Source organism: Streptomyces sp. Ag82_O1-12 (genome assembly GCF_900182715.1).
Taxonomy (GTDB): domain Bacteria; phylum Actinomycetota; class Actinomycetes; order Streptomycetales; family Streptomycetaceae; genus Streptomyces; species Streptomyces massasporeus.
This window is the reverse complement of sequence record NZ_FXUW01000001.1, coordinates 818,607-838,186: the sequence shown is the minus strand read 5'-3', so window position 1 is coordinate 838,186 and position 19,580 is coordinate 818,607. Positions and strand designations below refer to the sequence as shown.

Annotated in this window: 18 protein-coding genes; 15 read left to right on the top strand and 3 right to left on the bottom strand. The window is 71.3% G+C overall.

The annotated features are described in order from the left end of the window. Nucleotides 1-51: 51 nt before the first annotated feature. A complete protein-coding gene (locus QOL88_RS03920; RefSeq protein ID WP_097215096.1) occupies nucleotides 52-840 on the top strand; it encodes an electron transfer flavoprotein subunit beta/FixA family protein in 789 nt (262 codons plus the stop codon). A 52-nt stretch (nucleotides 841-892) separates the two neighbouring features. Beyond that, the gene (locus QOL88_RS03915) at nucleotides 893-1,855 is read left to right on the top strand and encodes an electron transfer flavoprotein subunit alpha/FixB family protein (protein WP_097215095.1); all 963 of its coding nucleotides are present in this window, start codon (nucleotides 893-895) and stop codon (nucleotides 1,853-1,855) included. A gap of 57 nt (nucleotides 1,856-1,912) precedes the next feature. Here QOL88_RS03915 and QOL88_RS03910 read toward each other — a convergent pair whose 3' ends face one another. Further along, a complete protein-coding gene (locus QOL88_RS03910; protein ID WP_097215094.1) occupies nucleotides 1,913-2,818 on the bottom strand; it encodes an endonuclease/exonuclease/phosphatase family protein in 906 nt (301 codons plus the stop codon). 194 nt (nucleotides 2,819-3,012) lie between these two features. Here QOL88_RS03910 and QOL88_RS03905 point away from each other — a divergent pair, with 194 nt between their 5' ends. Both QOL88_RS03905 and QOL88_RS03900 read left to right on the top strand, forming a co-directional pair. After that, nucleotides 3,013-4,341: a DUF6986 family protein gene (locus tag QOL88_RS03905; protein WP_097215093.1), complete on the top strand. Its 1,329-nt coding sequence runs from the start codon at nucleotides 3,013-3,015 to the stop codon at nucleotides 4,339-4,341. A 154-nt stretch (nucleotides 4,342-4,495) separates the two neighbouring features. Beyond that, nucleotides 4,496-6,400 (top strand): serine/threonine-protein kinase, encoded by a 1,905-nt coding sequence (locus QOL88_RS03900; protein ID WP_097215092.1) that lies wholly within the window; start codon nucleotides 4,496-4,498, stop codon nucleotides 6,398-6,400. Here the strand turns inward: QOL88_RS03900 and QOL88_RS03895 are convergent. Both QOL88_RS03895 and QOL88_RS03890 read right to left on the bottom strand, forming a co-directional pair. Beyond that, on the bottom strand, nucleotides 6,346-7,161 hold the full coding sequence (locus tag QOL88_RS03895) for a hypothetical protein (RefSeq protein WP_097215091.1): 816 nt from the start codon (nucleotides 7,159-7,161) through the stop codon (nucleotides 6,346-6,348). The two genes, QOL88_RS03900 and QOL88_RS03895, sit on opposite strands and share 55 nt — an antisense overlap. A 7-nt stretch (nucleotides 7,162-7,168) precedes the next feature. Next, on the bottom strand, nucleotides 7,169-8,155 hold the full coding sequence (locus QOL88_RS03890) for a LacI family DNA-binding transcriptional regulator (RefSeq protein ID WP_257028032.1): 987 nt from the start codon (nucleotides 8,153-8,155) through the stop codon (nucleotides 7,169-7,171). 277 nt (nucleotides 8,156-8,432) lie between these two features. Between QOL88_RS03890 and QOL88_RS03885 the strand changes: the two genes are divergently transcribed. The 11 genes from QOL88_RS03885 to QOL88_RS03835 all read left to right on the top strand — a co-directional run bounded on the left by QOL88_RS03885 (nucleotide 8,433) and on the right by QOL88_RS03835 (nucleotide 19,573). Continuing rightward, nucleotides 8,433-9,383 carry an ROK family protein gene (locus QOL88_RS03885; RefSeq protein ID WP_097215089.1) on the top strand — a complete coding sequence of 317 codons (951 nt, stop codon included), beginning with the start codon at nucleotides 8,433-8,435 and terminating at the stop codon, nucleotides 9,381-9,383. A gap of 481 nt (nucleotides 9,384-9,864) precedes the next feature. Further along, a complete protein-coding gene (locus QOL88_RS03880; protein ID WP_097215088.1) occupies nucleotides 9,865-10,305 on the top strand; it encodes a helix-turn-helix transcriptional regulator in 441 nt (146 codons plus the stop codon). Nucleotides 10,306-10,315: 10 nt separating this feature from the next. Next, a complete protein-coding gene (locus tag QOL88_RS03875; protein ID WP_031106776.1) occupies nucleotides 10,316-10,732 on the top strand; it encodes a VOC family protein in 417 nt (138 codons plus the stop codon). 98 nt (nucleotides 10,733-10,830) lie between these two features. Continuing rightward, nucleotides 10,831-13,224 (top strand): ATP-binding cassette domain-containing protein, encoded by a 2,394-nt coding sequence (locus tag QOL88_RS03870; RefSeq protein WP_097215087.1) that lies wholly within the window; start codon nucleotides 10,831-10,833, stop codon nucleotides 13,222-13,224. 160 nt (nucleotides 13,225-13,384) lie between these two features. Then, nucleotides 13,385-13,660: a hypothetical protein gene (locus QOL88_RS03865; RefSeq protein WP_097215086.1), complete on the top strand. Its 276-nt coding sequence runs from the start codon at nucleotides 13,385-13,387 to the stop codon at nucleotides 13,658-13,660. Nucleotides 13,661-13,710: 50 nt separating this feature from the next. Beyond that, nucleotides 13,711-13,947 (top strand): hypothetical protein, encoded by a 237-nt coding sequence (locus QOL88_RS03860; RefSeq protein ID WP_097215085.1) that lies wholly within the window; start codon nucleotides 13,711-13,713, stop codon nucleotides 13,945-13,947. Nucleotides 13,948-14,013: 66 nt separating this feature from the next. Next, nucleotides 14,014-14,223 (top strand): hypothetical protein, encoded by a 210-nt coding sequence (locus tag QOL88_RS03855; protein ID WP_097215084.1) that lies wholly within the window; start codon nucleotides 14,014-14,016, stop codon nucleotides 14,221-14,223. 144 nt (nucleotides 14,224-14,367) lie between these two features. After that, entirely contained in the window at nucleotides 14,368-15,411 is a 1,044-nt protein-coding gene (locus QOL88_RS03850; protein WP_097215083.1) for an NUDIX hydrolase, read from the top strand. Nucleotides 15,412-15,717: 306 nt separating this feature from the next. Next, the gene (locus QOL88_RS03845) at nucleotides 15,718-16,749 is read left to right on the top strand and encodes an ABC transporter permease (RefSeq protein ID WP_097215082.1); all 1,032 of its coding nucleotides are present in this window, start codon (nucleotides 15,718-15,720) and stop codon (nucleotides 16,747-16,749) included. Nucleotides 16,750-16,825: 76 nt separating this feature from the next. Continuing rightward, on the top strand, nucleotides 16,826-18,502 hold the full coding sequence (locus QOL88_RS03840) for an ABC transporter substrate-binding protein (protein ID WP_097215081.1): 1,677 nt from the start codon (nucleotides 16,826-16,828) through the stop codon (nucleotides 18,500-18,502). Between the two features lie 78 nt (nucleotides 18,503-18,580). Further along, a complete protein-coding gene (locus tag QOL88_RS03835) occupies nucleotides 18,581-19,573 on the top strand; it encodes an ABC transporter permease (RefSeq protein WP_097215080.1) in 993 nt (330 codons plus the stop codon). Nucleotides 19,574-19,580: the final 7 nt, after the last annotated feature.

Below are 19,580 nucleotides of genomic sequence, written 5' to 3'. Positions count from 1 at the left end.
GCTGCCTGCAAGTAGGCAGCATGGAAATGACGATGCAGTAGGAGAGCCGGCGTGAGCTTGAGGATCGTTGTCACTGTGAAGTACGTGCCCGACGCCACTGGCGACCGGCACTTCGCCGATGACCTGACCGTCGACCGGGACGACGTGGACGGTCTGCTCTCCGAGCTCGACGAGTACGCGGTCGAGCAGGCGCTGCAGATCTCCGAGAACTCCGACGACGACGTGGAGATCACCGTTCTGACGGTGGGCCCCGAGGACGCCAAGGACGCCCTGCGCAAGGCGCTGTCCATGGGTGCCGACAAGGCGATCCACGTCGAGGACGACGACATCCACGGCACCGACGCCATCGGCACCTCCCTGGTCCTGGCCAAGGCCGTCGAGAAGGCCGGTTACGACCTGGTCATCTCCGGCATGGCCTCCACCGACGGCACCATGGGCGTCGTCCCGGCCCTGCTCGCCGAGCGCCTGGGCGTCCCGCAGGTCACCCTGCTCTCCGAGCTCTCCGTCGAGGACGGCACCGTCAAGGGCCGCCGCGACGGCGACGCCGCCTCCGAGAGCCTGGAGGCCTCCCTCCCGGCGGTCGTGTCCGTGACCGACCAGTCGGGCGAGGCCCGTTACCCGTCCTTCAAGGGCATCATGGCGGCCAAGAAGAAGCCGGTGGAGTCCTGGGACCTGTCCGACCTCGACATCGAGGCCGAGGAGGTCGGCCTGGAGGGCGCCTGGACCAAGGTCGACGGCGCGTCCGAGCGTCCGGCCCGCACCGCGGGCACGATCGTCAAGGACGAGGGCGAGGGCGGCAAGCAGCTCGCTGAGTTCCTCGCGGGCCAGAAGTTCATCTGAGCCCTTTCGCTGACCGCCCCTCATCTTTCGCAAGCAGGAGAGAAGAAGTCCCATGGCTGAAGTTCTCGTCTACGTCGACCACGTGGACGGCGCCGTCCGCAAGCCCACCCTGGAGCTGCTGACCCTGGCCCGCCGCATCGGCGAGCCGGTCGCCGTCGCGCTGGGCAACGGCGCCGGTGACACCGCCGCCGCCCTCGCCGAGCACGGCGCGGTCAAGGTCCTCACCCACGAGGCCGCCGAGTACGCCGACTACCTGGTCGTACCGAAGGTCGACGCCCTCCAGGCCGCGCACGAGGCCGTGTCCCCGGCCGCCGTGCTGGTGCCGTCCTCCGCCGAGGGCAAGGAGATCGCCGCGCGTCTGGCGCTGCGTCTGGGCTCCGGCATCATCACCGACGCCGTCGACCTCGAGGCCGGCGACGAGGGCCCGGTGGCCACGCAGTCGGTGTTCGCCGCGTCCTTCACCACCAAGTCCCGTGTCTCCAAGGGCACCCCGGTCATCACGGTCAAGCCCAACAGCGCCGCCGTCGAGGCCGCCCCGGCCGCCGGCGCGGTCGAGGCCCTGAACGTCACCTTCTCCGCGCAGGCCACCGGCACCAAGGTCACCGGCCGTACGCCGCGTGAGTCGACGGGCCGTCCGGAGCTGACCGAGGCCGCGATCGTGGTCTCCGGTGGCCGTGGCGTCAACGGCGCGGAGAACTTCGCGATCATCGAGGCCCTCGCCGACTCCCTCGGCGCGGCCGTCGGTGCCTCGCGTGCCGCGGTGGACGCCGGCTGGTACCCGCACACCAACCAGGTCGGCCAGACCGGCAAGTCCGTCTCGCCGCAGCTGTACATCGCCAACGGCATCTCCGGCGCGATCCAGCACCGCGCCGGTATGCAGACCTCGAAGACGATCGTGGCGGTCAACAAGGACGCCGAGGCCCCGATCTTCGACCTCGTCGACTACGGCGTCGTCGGCGACCTCTTCGACGTCGTCCCGGCCCTCACCGAGGAGATCAAGACCCGCAAGGGCTGATCGGCCCCCGGCCGTGCAAGGCCCCCGTGACCGCGCGAACGGTCACGGGGGCTCTTCTCATCCCAGGGTCATCGAGGCCTGCACCGGCAGATGGTCGCTCGGATACGTCCCGTCCCTGCTGAAGGTGTTCATCCCGGCCCGGTGCGTGGTCACCCCGGGGGTGGTGAGGATCCAGTCGATGCGCCGCCCGCCGGGCCTGGGCGCCCGGTAGCCGTGGTGCGTCCCGTACGCCGGACCCCGCGAGGCCGCCGCGTCCCAGGCGTCCACCAGCCCGATGTCCAGCATGAGGTCGTACGCCCGGTTGTCGTGGGCGGCCGCGTTGAAGTCGCCGGTGACGATGACCGGTAATGACCGGTCCCACCCGGCGATCGTCTCGCCGATGAGTCCGGCCGCGCGTTCCCGGGCGTACTGGCTGACGCTGTCCAGGTGGGTGTTGAGGACGTAGAACTCCCGTCCCCCGTCGCCGAGATCGACGAAACGGACCCAGGTCACCATGCGCAGCCAGTCCGCGCCCCAGGTGTTCGAGGCGATCGTGTACGGGGTGTCGGACAGCCAGAAGTGATCGAACTCGATCGGCTCGAGTCTGCGCGTGTCGTAGAAGACCGCCATGAACTCGTCCTTGCTGCCGCCCCCGCGTCCGGTGCCGATCCAGTCGTAATGCTCGCCGAGATCCTTCTCGATCGCGCGCACTTGCCGGTAGAGCCCTTCCTGGGTGCCGATGACGTGCGGTCGCTCGCGGCGCAGCAGTTCTCGCATCACCGGCCGGCGCACCTCCCAGCGCGGTGTCGTGTCGACGACGGTCCCGAAGCGGACGTTGAACGTCATGACGTCCAGAGCGCCCGGGTGCTCGCCGGCGGCAGCGGGCTGTGTGGGGCCCGCGGTGGTGAGCAGCGGTCCTGCGATGGCGGCGGCCGCAGCCGCCTTGAGCCCGTGGCGGCGCGTCACTCCGGCCTCGTTCGGCACGTGGTCTCCCTCCCCTTGCACGTCAGGATGAAGCTTGCCCTCTGAATACGGAAGATGAGGGCGGGTCGGCGGTGACCACGGGTGAAGGATGGGGAACCCCACTTCACGACGGTGTTGACCAGGCCGAAGGTCGGCCGATAGCTTCGCTCTACGGATTGTTGATTCCGTACAGCGGAAAAGAGGAGGGTCTCGGAATGGGTCAGGGCCAGCAGGAGAAGGTGGCGACGAGCCTCGCGGGCGCGGTCAGCGAGGAGATCAGCGCCTCCCTCGCGCCGGTCGACGCGGAGCTGGAGCGCCGCTACCCCGGGGACCCCGGCACCCGCCAGCCCGTCCACACCGTCTACGTACCCGGCGACGTCTTCGCCGCCGACACCGTCCGCTCCTGGGGCGACAGGGCCCTCGCGGCCCTCGACGAGCACGCCCCGGACGCCGCGGCCTTCGCCGCCGTCCTCGGCCTTTCCGAGGAACTCGCCGAGCCCGTCCACGCGCGCGTGCGCGCCAAGCTGGAGCGCGAGCCGATCGAGGACCTGCGCGTCGACTTCGAGGACGGCTACGGCAACCGCCCCGACGCCGAGGAGGACGAGGCCGCCGCTCGCGCCGCCCGCATCGTCGCCGAGGCCCACGCCGGGGGCACCTCCCGGACGGAGGCCGGGGGAGGCACCGCCGCCCCCTACGTGGGCATCCGCATGAAGTGCATGGAGGCGCCCGTACGCGCCCGGGGCATCCGCACCCTCGACATCTTCCTCACCGGCCTGATGGAGGCCGGCGGCCTGCCCGACGGCCTGGTCCTCACCCTGCCGAAGGTGACCTACGCCGAGCAGGTCACCGCCATGGCACGACTCCTGGACGCCTTCGAGAAGGCGCACGGGCTCGAGCCCGGCCGGATCGGCTTCGAGATCCAGATCGAGACCAGCCAGTCCATCCTCGCCGCCGACGGCACCGCCACCGTCGCCCGCATGATCCAGGCCGCCGACGGCCGCGCCACCGGACTGCACTACGGCACGTTCGACTACAGCGCCTGCCTCGGCGTCTCCGCCGCCCACCAGGCCAGTGACCACCCCGCGGCCGATCACGCCAAGGCCGTCATGCAGGTCGCGGCGGCCGGTACGGGCGTGCGCGTCTCGGACGGCTCGACGAACGTCCTCCCGGTCGGCCCGACCGCGAAGGTCCACGACGCCTGGCGCCTGCACTACGGCCTCACCCGCCGCGCCCTGGCCCGCGCCTACTACCAGGGCTGGGACATGCACCCCGGCCACCTCCCCACCCGCTACGCGGCCGTCTTCGCCTTCTACCGCGAGGGCTTCGAGCAGGCCGCCGCCCGACTGTCCCGCTACGCCAACGGCACCGGCGGTGACGTCATGGACGAGCCCGCCACCGCCAAGGCCCTCAGCGGCTACCTGCTGCGGGGCCTGGACTGCGGCGCCCTCGACATCGGGGAGGTGGCCCGCCTGGCCGGCCTGACCCGGGCGGACCTGGAGAGCTTCGCGGCGCCCCGGCGCGGGGACCTGACGGCCTCCGCCTGACGGCTTCCGCACGCCGGATCCGCCGGCACGTACCGGCCCTGTCACAGCCGTCGTCGGCGGCTGTCGCCGTCACCGCCGCCCCTTAGTCTGTACGCCACGCACCGGCGGAGTCGTCCGCCGGCGCATCCGGTGGGGTCACAGGAACGGGGCAGCGGTGTCGACGGGGGAGCACGGGCAGACGGACGGGGCCGGGCGGCTGCTGGCGGGCCGCTACCGCGTCACGGCGGCGCTGGGGCGCGGCGGCATGGGCATCGTCTGGAAGGCTGTCGACGAGGTCCTCGGCCGTGAGGTCGCGGTCAAGGAACTGCGCACCTACACCGACGCGGCCGGCCCCGAACTGGCCGCTCTTCAGCTGCGGATGCAGCGCGAGGCCCGCGCGGCGGCCCGGGTACGCCAATCCGGTGTCATCGCCGTGCACGACATCGCCCAGGTCGACGGCCGCCCGCTCATCGTCATGGAACTGGTCGACGGGCCGTCACTGGACGACGTCCTGCGCGAGCGCGGCACGCTCGGCCCGGGTGAGGCGGCCGGGATCGGCGCGAAGGTCATGGACGCGCTGGCCGCCGCCCACCGCGCGGGCGTCCTGCACCGGGACGTCAAGCCCGGCAACATCCTGCTCGACCGCTCGGGGCGGGTCGTCCTCACCGACTTCGGCATCGCCACGATGGACGATCCGGGGGACGGCTCGGCCACGCACCTCACGCGCAGCGGCGAACTCGTCGGCTCCCTCGACTACCTGGCCCCCGAGCGGGCCCAGGGCGCCGACCCGGGCCCCGCCTCCGACATCTGGGCCCTGGGCGCCACGCTGTACGCGGCCGTCGAGGGCTCCTCGCCCTTCCGACGCACGTCCACGTTCTCCACGCTCACCGCGATCGTCTCCGAGCCGCTGCCGGAGCCCCGCCGCGCCGGTCCCCTCGGGCCGGTCCTCCAACGGCTGATGGACAAGCGCCCCGAGTCCCGCCCGGAGGCCGACCAGGCCCGCGCACTGCTCCAGGCGGTCGCGGACACGGGCGGCACCGACACGCCGACGTCCACCCTGCGGGGTCCGGCGGCCACACCCCCGCGCGCGGAGACGGAACGCAGCGTCCCGTCGGTGCCGCCGGGGTTCGGGCCTCCGCAGCAGGGCGCGGCCGGGCCTCAGGAGGGGACGAACACCCCGGGCTTCGGCACGGCGGGCGCGTCCGAGGGGGCGGCGGGGACCGTGGACCGTGGCGGGCCAGGACGCACCGACCCCGGCGCGCAGGCCCCGGGCCCCGGTCACCCCGCTCCGGCGGGCCCAGGCGCGCAGAACCCGGGCACCGGCCCTCAGGGCTTCGGACCGCTCGACCCCGGCAGCGCCACCCCCGGCGCCTCCGCCCCGACCACCCCGATGACCCCCGACCGCACCGCCTCCCGCCGCAGGGCGCGCCTCCTGCCGGCCGCCGCGGCCGTCGCCCTCGTCCTAGCCGCCGCCGGGACCACGATCGCCCTCCTCAACGACTCCGGAGGCAAGGAGACCGGCGCGCGGACCGACGCGGCCCGCGGGGAGGCCGGGTCCTCCGAGCCCGGCGCAGCGGACGACGGCTCGAACGCCCCGAGGGCCACCCAACAGGGCGACGACAAGGGCACAGCTCCCACGGAGAAACCGGCCGACAAGAAGGACCCCGAGCCCACCGGCCGGACGACCACCCCGGCCCCCGGGAAGTCGACCGGCGGCGCTGGGGCGCCGGACGGCGGCACCTCCGGCAGCGGTTCCGGGGGCGGCGCCACGACGGGCGGCGGCTCGACCACCCCGGCCCCGGTCTGCCACCCCATCGGCGGCGGCACGTACAACTGCCAGGTCTGGAAGACCGCCGACTCCTACACCGCCTCCGGCACCAAGGCCGGCATCCTCAAGGCGGGCACCAACTACTTCTACTGCCAGCAGAATCTGGGCCGCCGCGAGACCTCCGGCCAGTGGACCAACGTCTGGTGGGCGAAGACCGACGACGACAGCGGCAACACGGACGTCTGGGTCAGCGACGTCTACATCAAGGGCGGCGACAACGACGCGCCCGTCCCCGGGCTCCCGCTCTGCTGAGTCCGCGCCGAGGCGGCCACGTACCGCTCCAGACCGGAGGCCGTCACCAGTTTCTCCTCGATGAACAACCGGGTGCCCCGCTCGCACAGCCGACGGTCGCCGCGTGCCCGTGCGCAGAACTCCTCGGGCACGACACCGAACAGCTCCCGCAGGCGCGGCAGTCCGACGAGGAGCTCGGTCAGCAACTGCCGCTCACCCGGGTGTGTGCGCGGCGTGCCCGTGCCGTCGTGGAGGACGCCGTGCCGGTTGACGTAGGCGTAGGCCCCGGGCAGGCGGGTGCCGTCCGCGAGGTCGATCCGGACATCGGGCGACGGCAGCCAGGCCCGGTCGAAGTTGCCGCCCGGCACCGGCACGCCCTCGCTCGCGTCGATCACCGCGAGCTGCTCGGCGTCGAGCCACAGGACGAACAACTCCCGCACGGTGCCCGGGGCGCCGACCGGCGACGCCGACACGTATCCCATGCGGCTCACGTGCGCGGAGACACCCGCGTCGAGGCCCGTCACCCGTGCCTTCACCATCGGCAGCGGTGACCTGATCCCGAACTCCGTCATCTTGTGCCGCAACTGCCCCGGGCAGCCGTTGGAGCCGATGGCGATGACGGGTGTGCGGTCCTCGTACACAAGGCGCTCCGGCGGCAGGAAGCGGTCGCCGTCGAGGAGCCCGGAATCCGCGGGCCACGCCCCCGGATACAGCAGGGGGTGCTCACGCGGCGCCTCGGCCAGGCCGAGTGCCCGCAGGGTGCGATCGGTGGCGTCGTCCATGGGCCGCTCAGTCCGCCGGCGGGATCTCGCCCGAGCCGCGGGTGATCAGCCGGGTCGGCAGCTCGATGCGCTCGGGGGTGACGAGGGTGCCGTCCAGCTGCCGGAAGAGACGTTCCGCCGCGGTGCGGCCGATGTCCGAGGCGTCCTGGGCGACGACCGTGACGCCCGGCTGGAGCAGGTCGGCGAGCTCGATGTCGTCGAAGCCGACCAGGGCGACACGGCGGGCCTGCTCGGCGAGCACCCGGATGACGGTGACCGTCACGCGGTTGTTGCCCGCGAAGATCGCCGTGACCGGCTCCGCGCCGGTCAGCATCTCCTCGGCGGCCCTGCGCACCCGCTCGGGGTCGGTGACGCCGAGGGACATCCAGGAGCCCGCCACCGGTATGCCCGCGTCCTCCATCGCCGCCCGGTACCCGCGCAGCCGCTCGGCGGCGGTGTGGATGCGGGGCATGTCGCCGATGAAGCCGATCCGGCGGTGCCCGTGGGCGATGAGGTGGGCGACGCCGTCGCGGGCGCCGCCGAAGTTGTCCGACAGGACCACGTCGGCGTCGATGTGCCCGGCCGGCCGGTCCACGAACACCGTGGCGACACCCGCCTTGAGCTCGGGCTCCAGGTACCGGTGGTCGTCCCCGGCCGGGATCACCACCAGCCCGTCCACCCGCCGCGCGCACAGGGCCAGTACCAGTTCCTGCTCACGCTCGGGGTCCTCCGCGCTGGAGCCGTTGATCAGCAGGGCGCCGTGCGCGCGGGCCACCTCCTCGACCGACCGGCTCAGGGGTCCGTAGAACGGGTCCGCGAGGTCCTCCAGGACCAGGCCGATGCTCGCCGTGCGGCCCTTGCGCAGCACCCGCGCGCTGTCGTTGCGGCGGAAGCCGAGCGCGTCGATCGCCTCCTGGACCCGCCGCTCCGTCTCCAGGGTGACCCCCGGCTCCCCGTTCACGACACGGGAGACCGTCTTGAGGCCGACTCCGGCGCGTGCCGCCACGTCCTTCATGGTCGGCCGGGTGCCGTAGCGCGTTGCGGATCGGAGGGGGGTCTGGGGCACGGTGCGGTGTCCTGTCCTGTCGTCCACGGGGGGTGCGTCGATCCTGGGTTTGTATGAGGATGTGGCGTCGAGCATAGAGCCTGGACAACGTTGTCAGGCTCGGGGGAGACTGTCCACCGCACTCTCCGGACCCGCGCACCGCCACGGGGCCGGTCTGCTGCTTGCCCTGCTTGATGGCTTTCTCGGCGTTTTTCTCATGCATGCCCGACGGGGAGATCCGACTCTGATGCACACCGACCTCGTGGCCGCGCTCGACATCGGCGGCACCAAGATCGCCGGCGCTCTGGTGGACGGCCGCGGCCGGATACAGGTCCGCGCCCAGCGGCCGACGCCCGCCCGGGAGGACGGCGACACCGTGATGCGGGCCGTGGAGGAGGTGCTCGGCGAGCTCACCGCGTCGCCGCTGTGGGGTCGTGCCACGGCTGTGGGGATCGGCAGCGCCGGGCCCGTGGACGCCTCCGCGGGCACGGTGAGCCCGGTCAACGTGCCCGGCTGGCGCGACTACCCGCTCGTCGCCCGGGTCCGGGCCGCCGCCGGGAACCTGCCCGTCGAGCTGATCGGCGACGGCGTGGCGATCACGGCGGCCGAGCACTGGCAGGGCGCCGCCCGGGGCCATGACAACGCGCTGTGCATGGTCGTCTCCACGGGCGTCGGCGGCGGTCTGGTGCTCGGCGGCCGGCTTCACCCCGGGCCCACCGGCAACGCGGGCCACATCGGTCACATCAGCGTGGACCTCGACGGCGATCTGTGCCCGTGCGGCGCGCACGGCTGCGTGGAGCGCATCGCGAGCGGCCCCAACATCGCCCGGCGCGCGCTGGAGAACGGCTGGCTGCCCGGCCCCGACGGGGACACCTCCGCCGCCGCGGTGGCCGCCGCCGCCCGGTCCGGCGATCCGGTGGCCGTCGCCTCCTTCGAGCGGGCGGCCCAGGCGCTGGCCGCCGGGATCGCCGCCACCGCGACCCTCGTGGAGATCGACATCGCGGTGATCGGCGGGGGAGTGGGCAAGGCGGGCGACGTCCTGTTCGACCCCCTGCGCAAGGCCCTGAGCACCTACGCGACGCTGTCCTTCGTCCGGCACCTGACCGTGGCGCCGGCCCAGATGGGCACCGACGCCGGGCTGGTGGGCGCGGCGGCGGCCGCACTGGCGAAGCGGACGGAGGCGGCGGCCGGGGTGTGAGCCGGGGGCGCGGCCGGTCCGGCAGGAACGTTCAGCCTGCGGTGGGCCGGTGGGCCGGTGGGCCGGTGGGCCGGTGGGGCGGTGGCCGGGCGGTCGGGTGGTTGGGTGGTTGGTCGGGCGGTCGGGTGGTTGGTCCGGTGCTCGGGCGGCCGGGCAGACCGGTGCGTCGGCCCAGTGGGGCGGCGATCCGGTGGTCCGGCGCGGTGGTCTGGTGAGGCGGCCGGGCAGCAGAGGGCAGTGCGGCGGGGCTTCGAGGCGGCGGTCCCCCGAGGCGCCGCGGTTCCTGACGCAGGCGCGCGGCGGGAACCCGGAGTCCTGACCGCGTCCGCCCACCCCGCTCTCCCCCTCCGGGAGGGCCCGGTCCGGGAGAACCCGGAGTCCTGACCGTGTCCTCCCACCCCGCTCTCCCCCTCCGGGAGGGCCCGGTCCGGGACCTCCGGAAATCGACCGCATGTCCGTGTGATGTGGCACGATCGCATGTGTGAGCAGCAGACCCGCCTCGGAGCACCTGCGTGACCTCGCCCGACTGCGTCGCGTCAAGGACCGGATCGACCGGGAGTACGCGAAGCCTCTCGACGTCGAGGCCCTCGCCCGCGGCGTGCACATCTCGGCCGGGCACCTCAGCCGCGAGTTCCGGCAGGCGTACGGCGAGTCGCCGTACAGCTACCTCATGACGCGGCGCATCGAGCGCGCGATGGCGCTGCTGCGCCGGGGCGACCTCAGTGTCACCGAGGTGTGCTTCGAGGTCGGCTGCGCGTCACTGGGCACGTTCAGCACCCGTTTCACCGAGCTGGTCGGCATGCCGCCCAGTGCCTACCGGCGGGAGGCGGCGCGCGCCACGGCGGGCATTCCCTCGTGCGTGTCGAAGCAGGTGACCCGACCGGTCAGGAATCGAGAAGCGCCCACCGCGAGCCGAAACTAGCGTGAGGGCCATGGACCTTCACATTCACGCCAGCTTCCTTCCGCACGACGACCCGGACGCCGCCCTGGCGTTCTACCGCGACACCCTCGGCTTCGAGGTCAGAAACGACGTGGGATACGAGGGCATGCGCTGGATCACCGTCGGCCCCGTCGGCCAGCCCGGCACGAACATCGTGCTGCACCCGCCGGCCGCCGACCCCGGCATCACCGAGGACGAGCGCCGCACCATCGCCGAGATGATGGCCAAGGGCACCTACGCCAGCATCGTCCTGGCCACCAGCGACGTCGACGGCACCTTCGAGCGGGTGCAGGCGGGCGACGCCGAGGTGGTCCAGGAGCCGGTGGACCAGCCCTACGGCGTCCGCGACTGCGCCTTCCGCGACCCCGCGGGCAACATGGTCCGCATCCAGCAGCTCAAGGCGTCATAACAGCCCCGCACCGCACCCCCCCGCGCCGCCCCTAGGGAGCGGCGCGGGGGAACGACAACGTCCGAGCACGGCAGCCCCGCCCGACAGATGGAGACACCATGAGCAAGGCCACGACGACGGACAGACAGTCGCCCGGGCCGCACGTTGCCGACAGCCATGACGTGATCCGCGTGCACGGCGCGCGCGAGAACAACCTCAGGGACGTCAGCATCGAGATCCCCAAGCGCCGGCTCACGGTGTTCACCGGCGTCTCCGGCTCGGGCAAGAGCTCGCTGGTGTTCGACACGATCGCGGCGGAGTCGCAGCGGCTGATCAACGAGACCTACAGCGCCTTCCTGCAGGGGTTCATGCCGAACCTGGCCCGGCCCGAGGTCGACGTGCTGGACGGGCTGACGACCGCGATCGCCGTCGACCAGCAGCGCATGGGCTCCGATCCCCGCTCCACCGTCGGCACCGCCACCGACGCCAACGCGATGCTGCGGATCCTCTTCAGCCGGCTCGGCACGCCCCACATCGGCCCGCCCGGCGCCTTCTCCTTCAACACCGCCTCGGTCTCGGCGAGCGGCGGCTTCACGGTGGACCGCGGTGCCGACAAGACCAGGACCGAGAAGGTGTCCTTCAGTCGCACCGGCGGCATGTGCACGCACTGCGAGGGCCGGGGCACCGTCTCCGACATCGACCTCACCCAGCTCTACGACGATTCCAAGTCGCTGTCCGAGGACCCGTTCACCATCCCCACCTACACCGGTGACGGCTGGGTGGTACGGGTCATCGCGGAGTCGGGCCTCTTCGACAAGGAGAAGCCGATCCGCGAGTACACCAAGAAGGAGCGGCACGACTTCCTGTACCGCGAGCCGGTCAAGGTGAAGATCAACGGGGTCAACCTCACCTACGAGGGGCTGATCCCCAAGCTCCAGAAGAGTTTCCTCTCCAAGGACCGAGAGTCGATGCAGCCGCACATCCGGGCCTTCGTGGACCGGGCGGTCACCTTCAGCCGGTGCCCCGACTGCGACGGCACCCGGCTCAGCGAGCTCGCCCGCTCCTCGAAGATCGGCAAGGTGAACATCGCCGACGCCTGCGCGATGGAGATCCGGGACCTCGCGGAGTGGGTCCGGGGACTCGACGAGCCGTCGGTGGCACCGCTGCTCGCCAAGCTCCGGCACACCCTCGACTCGTTCGTGGAGATCGGCCTCGGCTACCTCTCCCTCGACCGGGCCTCGGGCACGCTCTCCGGCGGCGAGGCGCAGCGCACCAAGATGATCCGCCACCTCGGCTCCTCGCTCACGGACGTCACGTACGTCTTCGACGAACCGTCCATCGGCCTGCACCCCCATGACATCCAGCGGATGAACAACCTGCTGCTGCGCCTGCGCGACAAGGGCAACACCGTGCTGGTCGTGGAGCACAAGCCCGAGACGATCGCCATCGCGGACCATGTCGTGGACCTCGGCCCCGGCGCCGGCACGGCGGGCGGCACCGTCTGCTTCGAGGGCACCCTGGAAGGGCTGCGGGGCAGCGGCACCGTCACCGGCCGGCACCTCGACGACCGCGCCAAGATCAAGGCGACGGTTCGCAAGCCCACCGGCGCGCTGGAGATCCGGGGCGCCTCGGCGAACAACCTCCAGGGCGTCGACGTCGACATCCCGCTCGGCGTCCTCACCGTCGTCACCGGTGTCGCGGGCTCCGGCAAGAGCTCGCTGGTGCACGGCTCGATCCCCACCGAAGAGGGTGTCGTCGCGATCGACCAGACCCCGATCCGCGGCTCCCGGCGCAGCAACCCGGCGACCTACACCGGTCTGGCCGACCCGATCCGCAAGGCCTTCGCCAAGGCCAACGGGGTCAAGCCGGCGCTGTTCAGCGCCAACTCCGAGGGCGCCTGCCCCACCTGCAACGGCGCCGGTGTCATCTACACCGACCTGGCGATCATGCAGAGCGTCGCCACCCCGTGCGAGGAGTGCGAGGGCAGGCGGTTCGAGGCGTCGGTGCTGGAGTACCGCCTCGGCGGCCGCGACATCAGCGAGGTGCTGGCGATGCCGGTGTCCGAGGCCGTGGAGTTCTTCGGCAGCGGCGAGGCCCGCACCCCGGCCGCGCACAAGATCCTGGAGCGGCTCGCGGACGTCGGGCTCGGCTACCTCACCCTCGGCCAGCCGCTCACGACGCTGTCCGGCGGCGAGCGGCAGCGCCTCAAGCTGGCCACGCACATGGGCGACAAGGGCGGCGTCTACGTCCTCGACGAGCCGACCACCGGTCTGCACCTGGCGGACGTGGAGCAGCTGCTCGGCCTGCTCGACCGGCTCGTCGACTCCGGCAAGTCGGTCATCGTGATCGAGCACCATCAGGCGGTCATGGCGCACGCCGACTGGATCATCGACCTCGGCCCCGGTGCGGGTCACGACGGCGGCCGGATCGTCTTCGAGGGCACCCCGGCCGACCTCGTCGAGACCCGCTCCACGCTGACCGGGGAGCATCTGGCGGCCTACGTGGGCGCCTGAGGGATGTCCGTACGGCCGCGAGGCGAGCCGCCCGGCGTGCTCCGGGACCCGCCTCACGGCCTGACGGCCGCCATGTCGGACATTGAGAACAAATAGGGCGAATATTGGCATCCGGTGAGGGCACTCCGTCTCCTGAATCCCCCACGGAACGGAGCCACTGATGATCATCAAGAAGATGCATGAGATGGGCGTCCGCAGCGAGCACGCCTACCTGGCCGGCATGGCCTCCATCGGCCTCAGCGTCGTCGCCTGGATGGGCTCCAGGAAGATGGAAGCAGGAACCGGTGTCGCCCGTGCCGACCGCTGGGGCATCTTCGTCGGTGAGTGGGCACCCACCTTCTTCGGTCTCGGCCTCGCCCTGTCGCACTACGAGCAGCAGGACGGCACCCTCACCGCCGACGTCCACGAGTTCCGGCCGACGCGGAAGGCGGGCTGAACGGCCCATCCCGGCGCGCGGCCGGCGCCGTCCCCGCGCACCCTGGTGCCATGGCGTCCGTGAAACCCGTCGTGGTCTACCCGCCCGCCGCGGACGGCGGACGGCGGGTCCGTGTGGACGACCAGTTCCTCGGTATCGCCTACGGGCCCCTCGACATCGCGGAGTTCCTGCGGCGAGCCGGGATCGAGGACGCGGACGAGGCGTACGTGGCGGCCACGGGCCTGATCGAGTGGCGCGGCGGCGGTCCCGGAGCGTGGGCGGCCGACCGGGACGGCGACTCGGCGTAGCGCCGGCTCCGTCCCGGTCGTACGCGGCGGCGTGACCCCGGGGCGGGTCCGGCAGTTGAGCCGGGCATGAAGAAGCGCAGCATGCTCGCCATCGCCTCCCTCGCCACCGGCTTCGTCGTCGCGGCGGTCACCCCCTCCCACGCCCTCGGGGCCCTCGGAGAGGGCCTCGGCACCCTCAGCGTCGACGAGACCCTCAAGACCCTCGACGACACCGTCGCCAAGGACAGCCTGTCCCTGGACCGGGAGGACGGCGCCCAGGCGAAGAAGAAGGGCTGACGAGCCGCACGGCCTCACAGCCACGGCGCCGGCGCTCCCGCGTGAGGGGGCCCGGCGCCGTCGTCATGCGCCCTCAACTGCGGCTGGTTTTCATGGCAGGGTGGAGCGGGCAAGCCTCAGGGGGCCAACAGAAGAGGGGGACCTGTGACCGTCGTCTGGATCAACGGCGCGTTCGGTGCGGGGAAGACCACCACCGCACGGGAACTGATCGAACTGATCCCGAACAGCACGCTCTTCGACCCGGAGGTCATCGGCGGCGCGCTCGCCCACCTGCTGCCGCCGAAACGCCTCGCCGAGGTCGGCGACTTCCAGGACCTGCCGATCTGGCGACGGCTCGTGATCGACACGGCGGCCGCGATGCTCGCCGAGCTCGGCGGGACCCTCGTCGTCCCCATGACCCTGCTGCGCCAGGAGTACCGCGACGAGATCTTCGGCGGCCTGGCCGCGCGCAGGATCCCGGTCAGCCACATCCTGCTCGCTCCGGCCGAAACGATACTGCGGGAGCGCATAGCGGGCCGTGAGGTCCCGCGCGACCTCCCCGACGGCGACATGCGAATACGCCAGTGGTCCTTCGACCACATCGAGCCGTACCGAGCCGCTCTCGCCTCCTGGCTCACCGCCGACGCCCATCCCGTCGACACCAGCGACCTCACGCCGTACGAGACGGCCGTCAAGATCGCCGAGGCCGTCGCCGGCGGTACTGTGCCGGTCTGCGACATCGTGCAGACGCCCGAGCCCACCGCCGAGACCGTCGCCGCCGGAGTGCTCCTCTTCGACGAGCAGGACCGGGTGCTGCTCGTCGACCCCACGTACAAGGCCGGCTGGGAGTTCCCCGGCGGCGTCGTCGAACCCGGGGAGGCTCCCGCGCGCGCCGGGATCCGCGAGGTCGCCGAGGAGACCGGCATCAGCCTCGACGAGGTGCCGAGCCTGCTCGTCGTGGACTGGGAGCGCCCCGCACCCCCCGGGTTCGGCGGACTGCGGCTCCTCTTCGACGGCGGCCTCCTGCGCTCCGCCGAGGCGGGCAGACTGCTGCTGCCCGGCCCGGAGCTGCGCGCCTGGCGGTTCGTCACCGAGGAGGAGGCCGCCGACCTGCTGCCCCCGGTGCGCTACGAGCGGCTGCGCTGGGCCCTGCGGGCCCGCGAACGCGGAGCGGCGCTCTATCTGGAGGCCGGGGTGCCGGTCGGCTGACACCAGGCCCGCCGCGCGCGCCCTTTACCCGGCGCGGGAGATTCCGAGGGAAAAGCAAAAGGAAACGGCCCCCGGGGTACGGCCAATCGCTGCCCAAGGAATCTCCCGCGAACACTCACGCGGCGGGTAATCGCATTCCCCACTCTCGTCAACACTTTTCCATGTCCGCAAACAATCCCTTTTCTCGCCCCTGCGCGGCTTGACCGGACTCGCACGCCGTTGCGAAAGTCCGCAGAGTCTCATGGCGGAAGCAACGACCGCCACCCAATTTCCTTGCCCCAGGGGCAGATCCGGGATGTCCGTACGATGACCACGCAACACCAGCCGGTCGACACCGGCGGCGGCACCGCGCTGCTGACCGAGCCGTCGACGCAGGACTCCAGACCCGGCGGCACGGTTGTCGCCGGCCGCTCACCGGCCCGGATGGCCTGGCGGCGGATCAGGCGGGACAAGGTCACCACGGCCGCTCTGGTGGCCACCCTCCTGTTCATCACGATCGCGCTCCTCGCGCCGGTCCTCACCGCGGTGACCGGCTGGGGACCGATCACCCCCGACAACAAGGCGATCAATCCGGACACGGGCAATTTCCCCTATGGATCGCTGGGCGGTATCAGCGCCGAGCACCTGCTCGGCGTCGAACCGGGCACCGGCTACGACCTGTTCGCCCGCATCGTCTACGGCCTGCGCACCTCCCTCTACGTGGGATTCGCCTCGGCCGTACTGTCCACCGCGGTCGGAGTCGTGGCCGGGCTCGCCGCCGGCTATTTCGGCGGCTGGGTCGATTCCCTGCTGTCCCGGACCATGGACGTGATGCTGGCGTTCCCCCAGCTGCTGTTCATCATCGCGCTCACCCCGGTGATCCAGAACGCGCTCCAGACCAACACCCACGGCGGCACCGACGAGAACCTCCGGCTGCTCGTCCTGGTCCTCAACATCGCGGTCTTCGCCTGGGCGTACACCGCCCGGCTGGTGCGCGGGCAGGTACTGTCCCTGCGCGAACGGGAGTTCGTCGACGCCGCGCGGCTGATGAGCGCCGGACGCCTGCACATCCTCTTCCGCCAGCTGCTGCCCAACCTGTGGGCGCCGATCCTGATCTCCTTCGCGCTCGCCGTCCCGCAGAACATCACCACCGAGGCGGCGCTGTCGTACCTGGGCGTCGGTGTCATCCCGCCCAACCCCGACTGGGGAGCCGTGCTGTCGGACGCCTCCCAGTTCTTCCTCCAGGACCCGATGTACCTCTTCGTGCCCGGCGTCCTGCTCCTCCTGCTGGTCCTGGCGCTCAACCTGCTCGGGGACGGCGTCCGGGACGCCCTGGACCCCCGAGCCCGGCGCGGCTGACGAGCCACCCCGGAGTTTTCGGCCCGGCGGTCCCACGAACGGCCGCCGATCCCGTAGCAAGAACGGAGTTTCCCCCATGACGCGCAGAACGCGCAGATCCCGTACGGTCGCTCTCGCGGCAACCGCCGTGGTGATCGCCCTCGGAGCCACCGCATGCGGAGGGTCCTCCAGCGACAGCGGCAGCGGCACCCCCGGCAAGGGCGGCACCCTCACCGTCCTGAACAAGGCCGACTTCGACCACCTGGACCCCCAGCGCGTCTATACGACCGAGGGCCAGAGCATGGACCAGGAGATCCTCCGGACCCTGACGGGCTGGGACGAGAGCGGCTCGAAGCCGAAGCTGGTCGGCGACCTGGCCACCGACACCGGAACGCCGAGCAAGGGCGCCACCGTCTGGACCTTCCACCTGAGGCACGGCGTCAAGTACCAGGACGGCACCGAGGTCACCGCGCAGGACGTCAAGTACGGCGTCGAGCGCGGCTTCTCCTCCGACATCAACGGCGGCCCTCCCTACGCGGCCCAGTGGCTCGTCGGCGGCTCCGACTACAAGGGCCCCTACCAGGGCAAGCAACTCGACTCCATCCAGACGCCGGACACGTACACGATCGTCTTCCACCTGAAGCAGCCGGTGGCCGACTTCAACGAGACCACCACGATGACCGGCTGGTCCGCCGTGCCCAAGGCCCACGACACCGGCTCGACCTACGACACCAAGGTCTGGTCCGACGGGCCGTACATGATCAAGTCGTACACCAAGAACAAGGAACTCGTCCTCACCCGCAACACGCACTGGTCCCAGGCCACCGACCCGATCCGGCAGCAGAACGTCGACGGCATCGACGTCAGGTTCGGCCAGGACGAGTCCGCCATCGACCAGCAGATCAAGGCCGACGCCGGCACCGCCCAGACCTCGATCCAGCAGTGGCCCATCGCCGGATCCGACCTGGCGCAGCTCGCGGGCGACCCGTCCCTGAAGAGCCGTTACTACAAGATTGCCGCGCCGGGCATCAACTACCTCGCGATCAACACCACCCGCGTCAAGGACATCCACGTCCGCGAGGCGATCGAGTACGCCATCGACAAGACCACCGTGCGCGGTGCCTTCGGCGGCTCCGCCTACGGCGACTACGCCACCACCATGCTGAGCCCCGGCATCGGCGGCTACCAGAAGTTCAACCTGTACAGCGCCAACCCGGCGGGGAACCTCGCCAAGGCGAAGGAGCTGATGAAGCAGGCGGGCAACCCGAAGCCGACCATGTCGATCGCCGTGGAGAACACCCCCACCGAGGAGCACTTCGCCGACGCCGTGAAGACCTCGCTGGAGCACATCGGCATCCACGTCAACATCTCCCCGATCGACGCGTCGAACTACTTCAGCACCGTCAACAACACCAAGAACCAGTACGACCTGACCTGGGGCGACTGGATCGCCGACTGGCCCAACGCCTCCACGGTGCTGCCCACCCTCTTCGACGGCCGGCTGATCAAGAAGAACCCGCAGTCGAACCAGGACCTCTCCTACCTGAACGACCCGAAGGTCAACGTCCTGATCGACAAGGCCGCCAAGATGACCGACGTCGCCCAGCGCAACGCCACCTACGGGCAGATGGACGAGCAGATCCTCAAGGACGCCGCCGTGGTTCCGCTGATGTACATGAACTTCAGCGACATGTCCGGCTCCAAGGTCGGCGGGGTCATCTCGGACACGATCCTGGCCGAGCCGAGCCTGGTCCACGTCTCCATCAAGCACTGACGGAACCGTCTCCACCACACCCCGCCGGCGGCCCCGGCCGCCGGCGGGCATCCCACTCACGTCAGGTCCCGGCACCCCATGTTTCGTTACCTCATCAGACGCCTGCTGGCAGCGGCCGTGATCATGCTGGTGATCACCACGATCACCTTCTTCATCTTCTTCGCACTGCCGTCCGACCCCGCACTCCTGGCCTGCGGAAAGACCTGCTCGCCCTCGCGCCTCGCGGAGATCAAGCACTCGCTGGGCCTGGACCAGAGCTACCTCACGCAGTACTGGGAGTTCCTCAAGGGGCTGTTCGCCGGCCGTGTCTTCGGCGACCAGAGCGTCCGCATCCACTGCGGCGCGCCCTGCCTCGGCGTCTCCTTCCAGACCGACACCCCTGTCCTGACCACCCTGCTCCAGGACTTCCCGGCCGACCTCTCCCTCGGCCTCGGTGCCGCGGTGGCCTTCCTGGTCCTGGGCGTCGGCCTCGGTACCGTCGCCGCGGTACGCCGGGGCAGGGCCGCCGACAAGGCCGCGGTCGGAGTCGCCCTGTTCGGCGTGTCGGTGCAGATCTACTTCATCGGTCTGCTGCTGCTCTACCTCTTCGTCGACAACTTCCAGCTCCTGCCGACCTCCGGCTACACGCCGATCACCGAGGACCCGGCCGGCTGGTTCCAGGGGCTGATCCTGCCGTGGACCACCCTGGTCATCGTCTACCTCGCGATGTACACCCGGCTCACCCGCTCCTCCATGCTGGAGGTCTTCGCCGAGGACTACATGCGCACCGCCCGCGCCAAGGGCCTGCCGGCCGCCACCGTCGTCCTCAAGCACGGACTGCGGGCCGCCATCACCCCGATCATCACCATCTTCGGCATGGACGTCGGCTCCCTGATCGGCGGCTCCGCGGTCATCACCGAGTCGGTGTTCGGCATCAACGGCATCGGCAAACTCGCGGTCGACTCCGTCCAGAACTCCGACCTGCCGGTCATCCTCGGCACCACGCTCTTCGCCGCGACGTTCGTCGTCATCGCCAACGTCGTCGTCGACCTGGTCTACGGCCTCGTCGACCCGCGCGTGCGCCTCGCCTGAGCCCTTC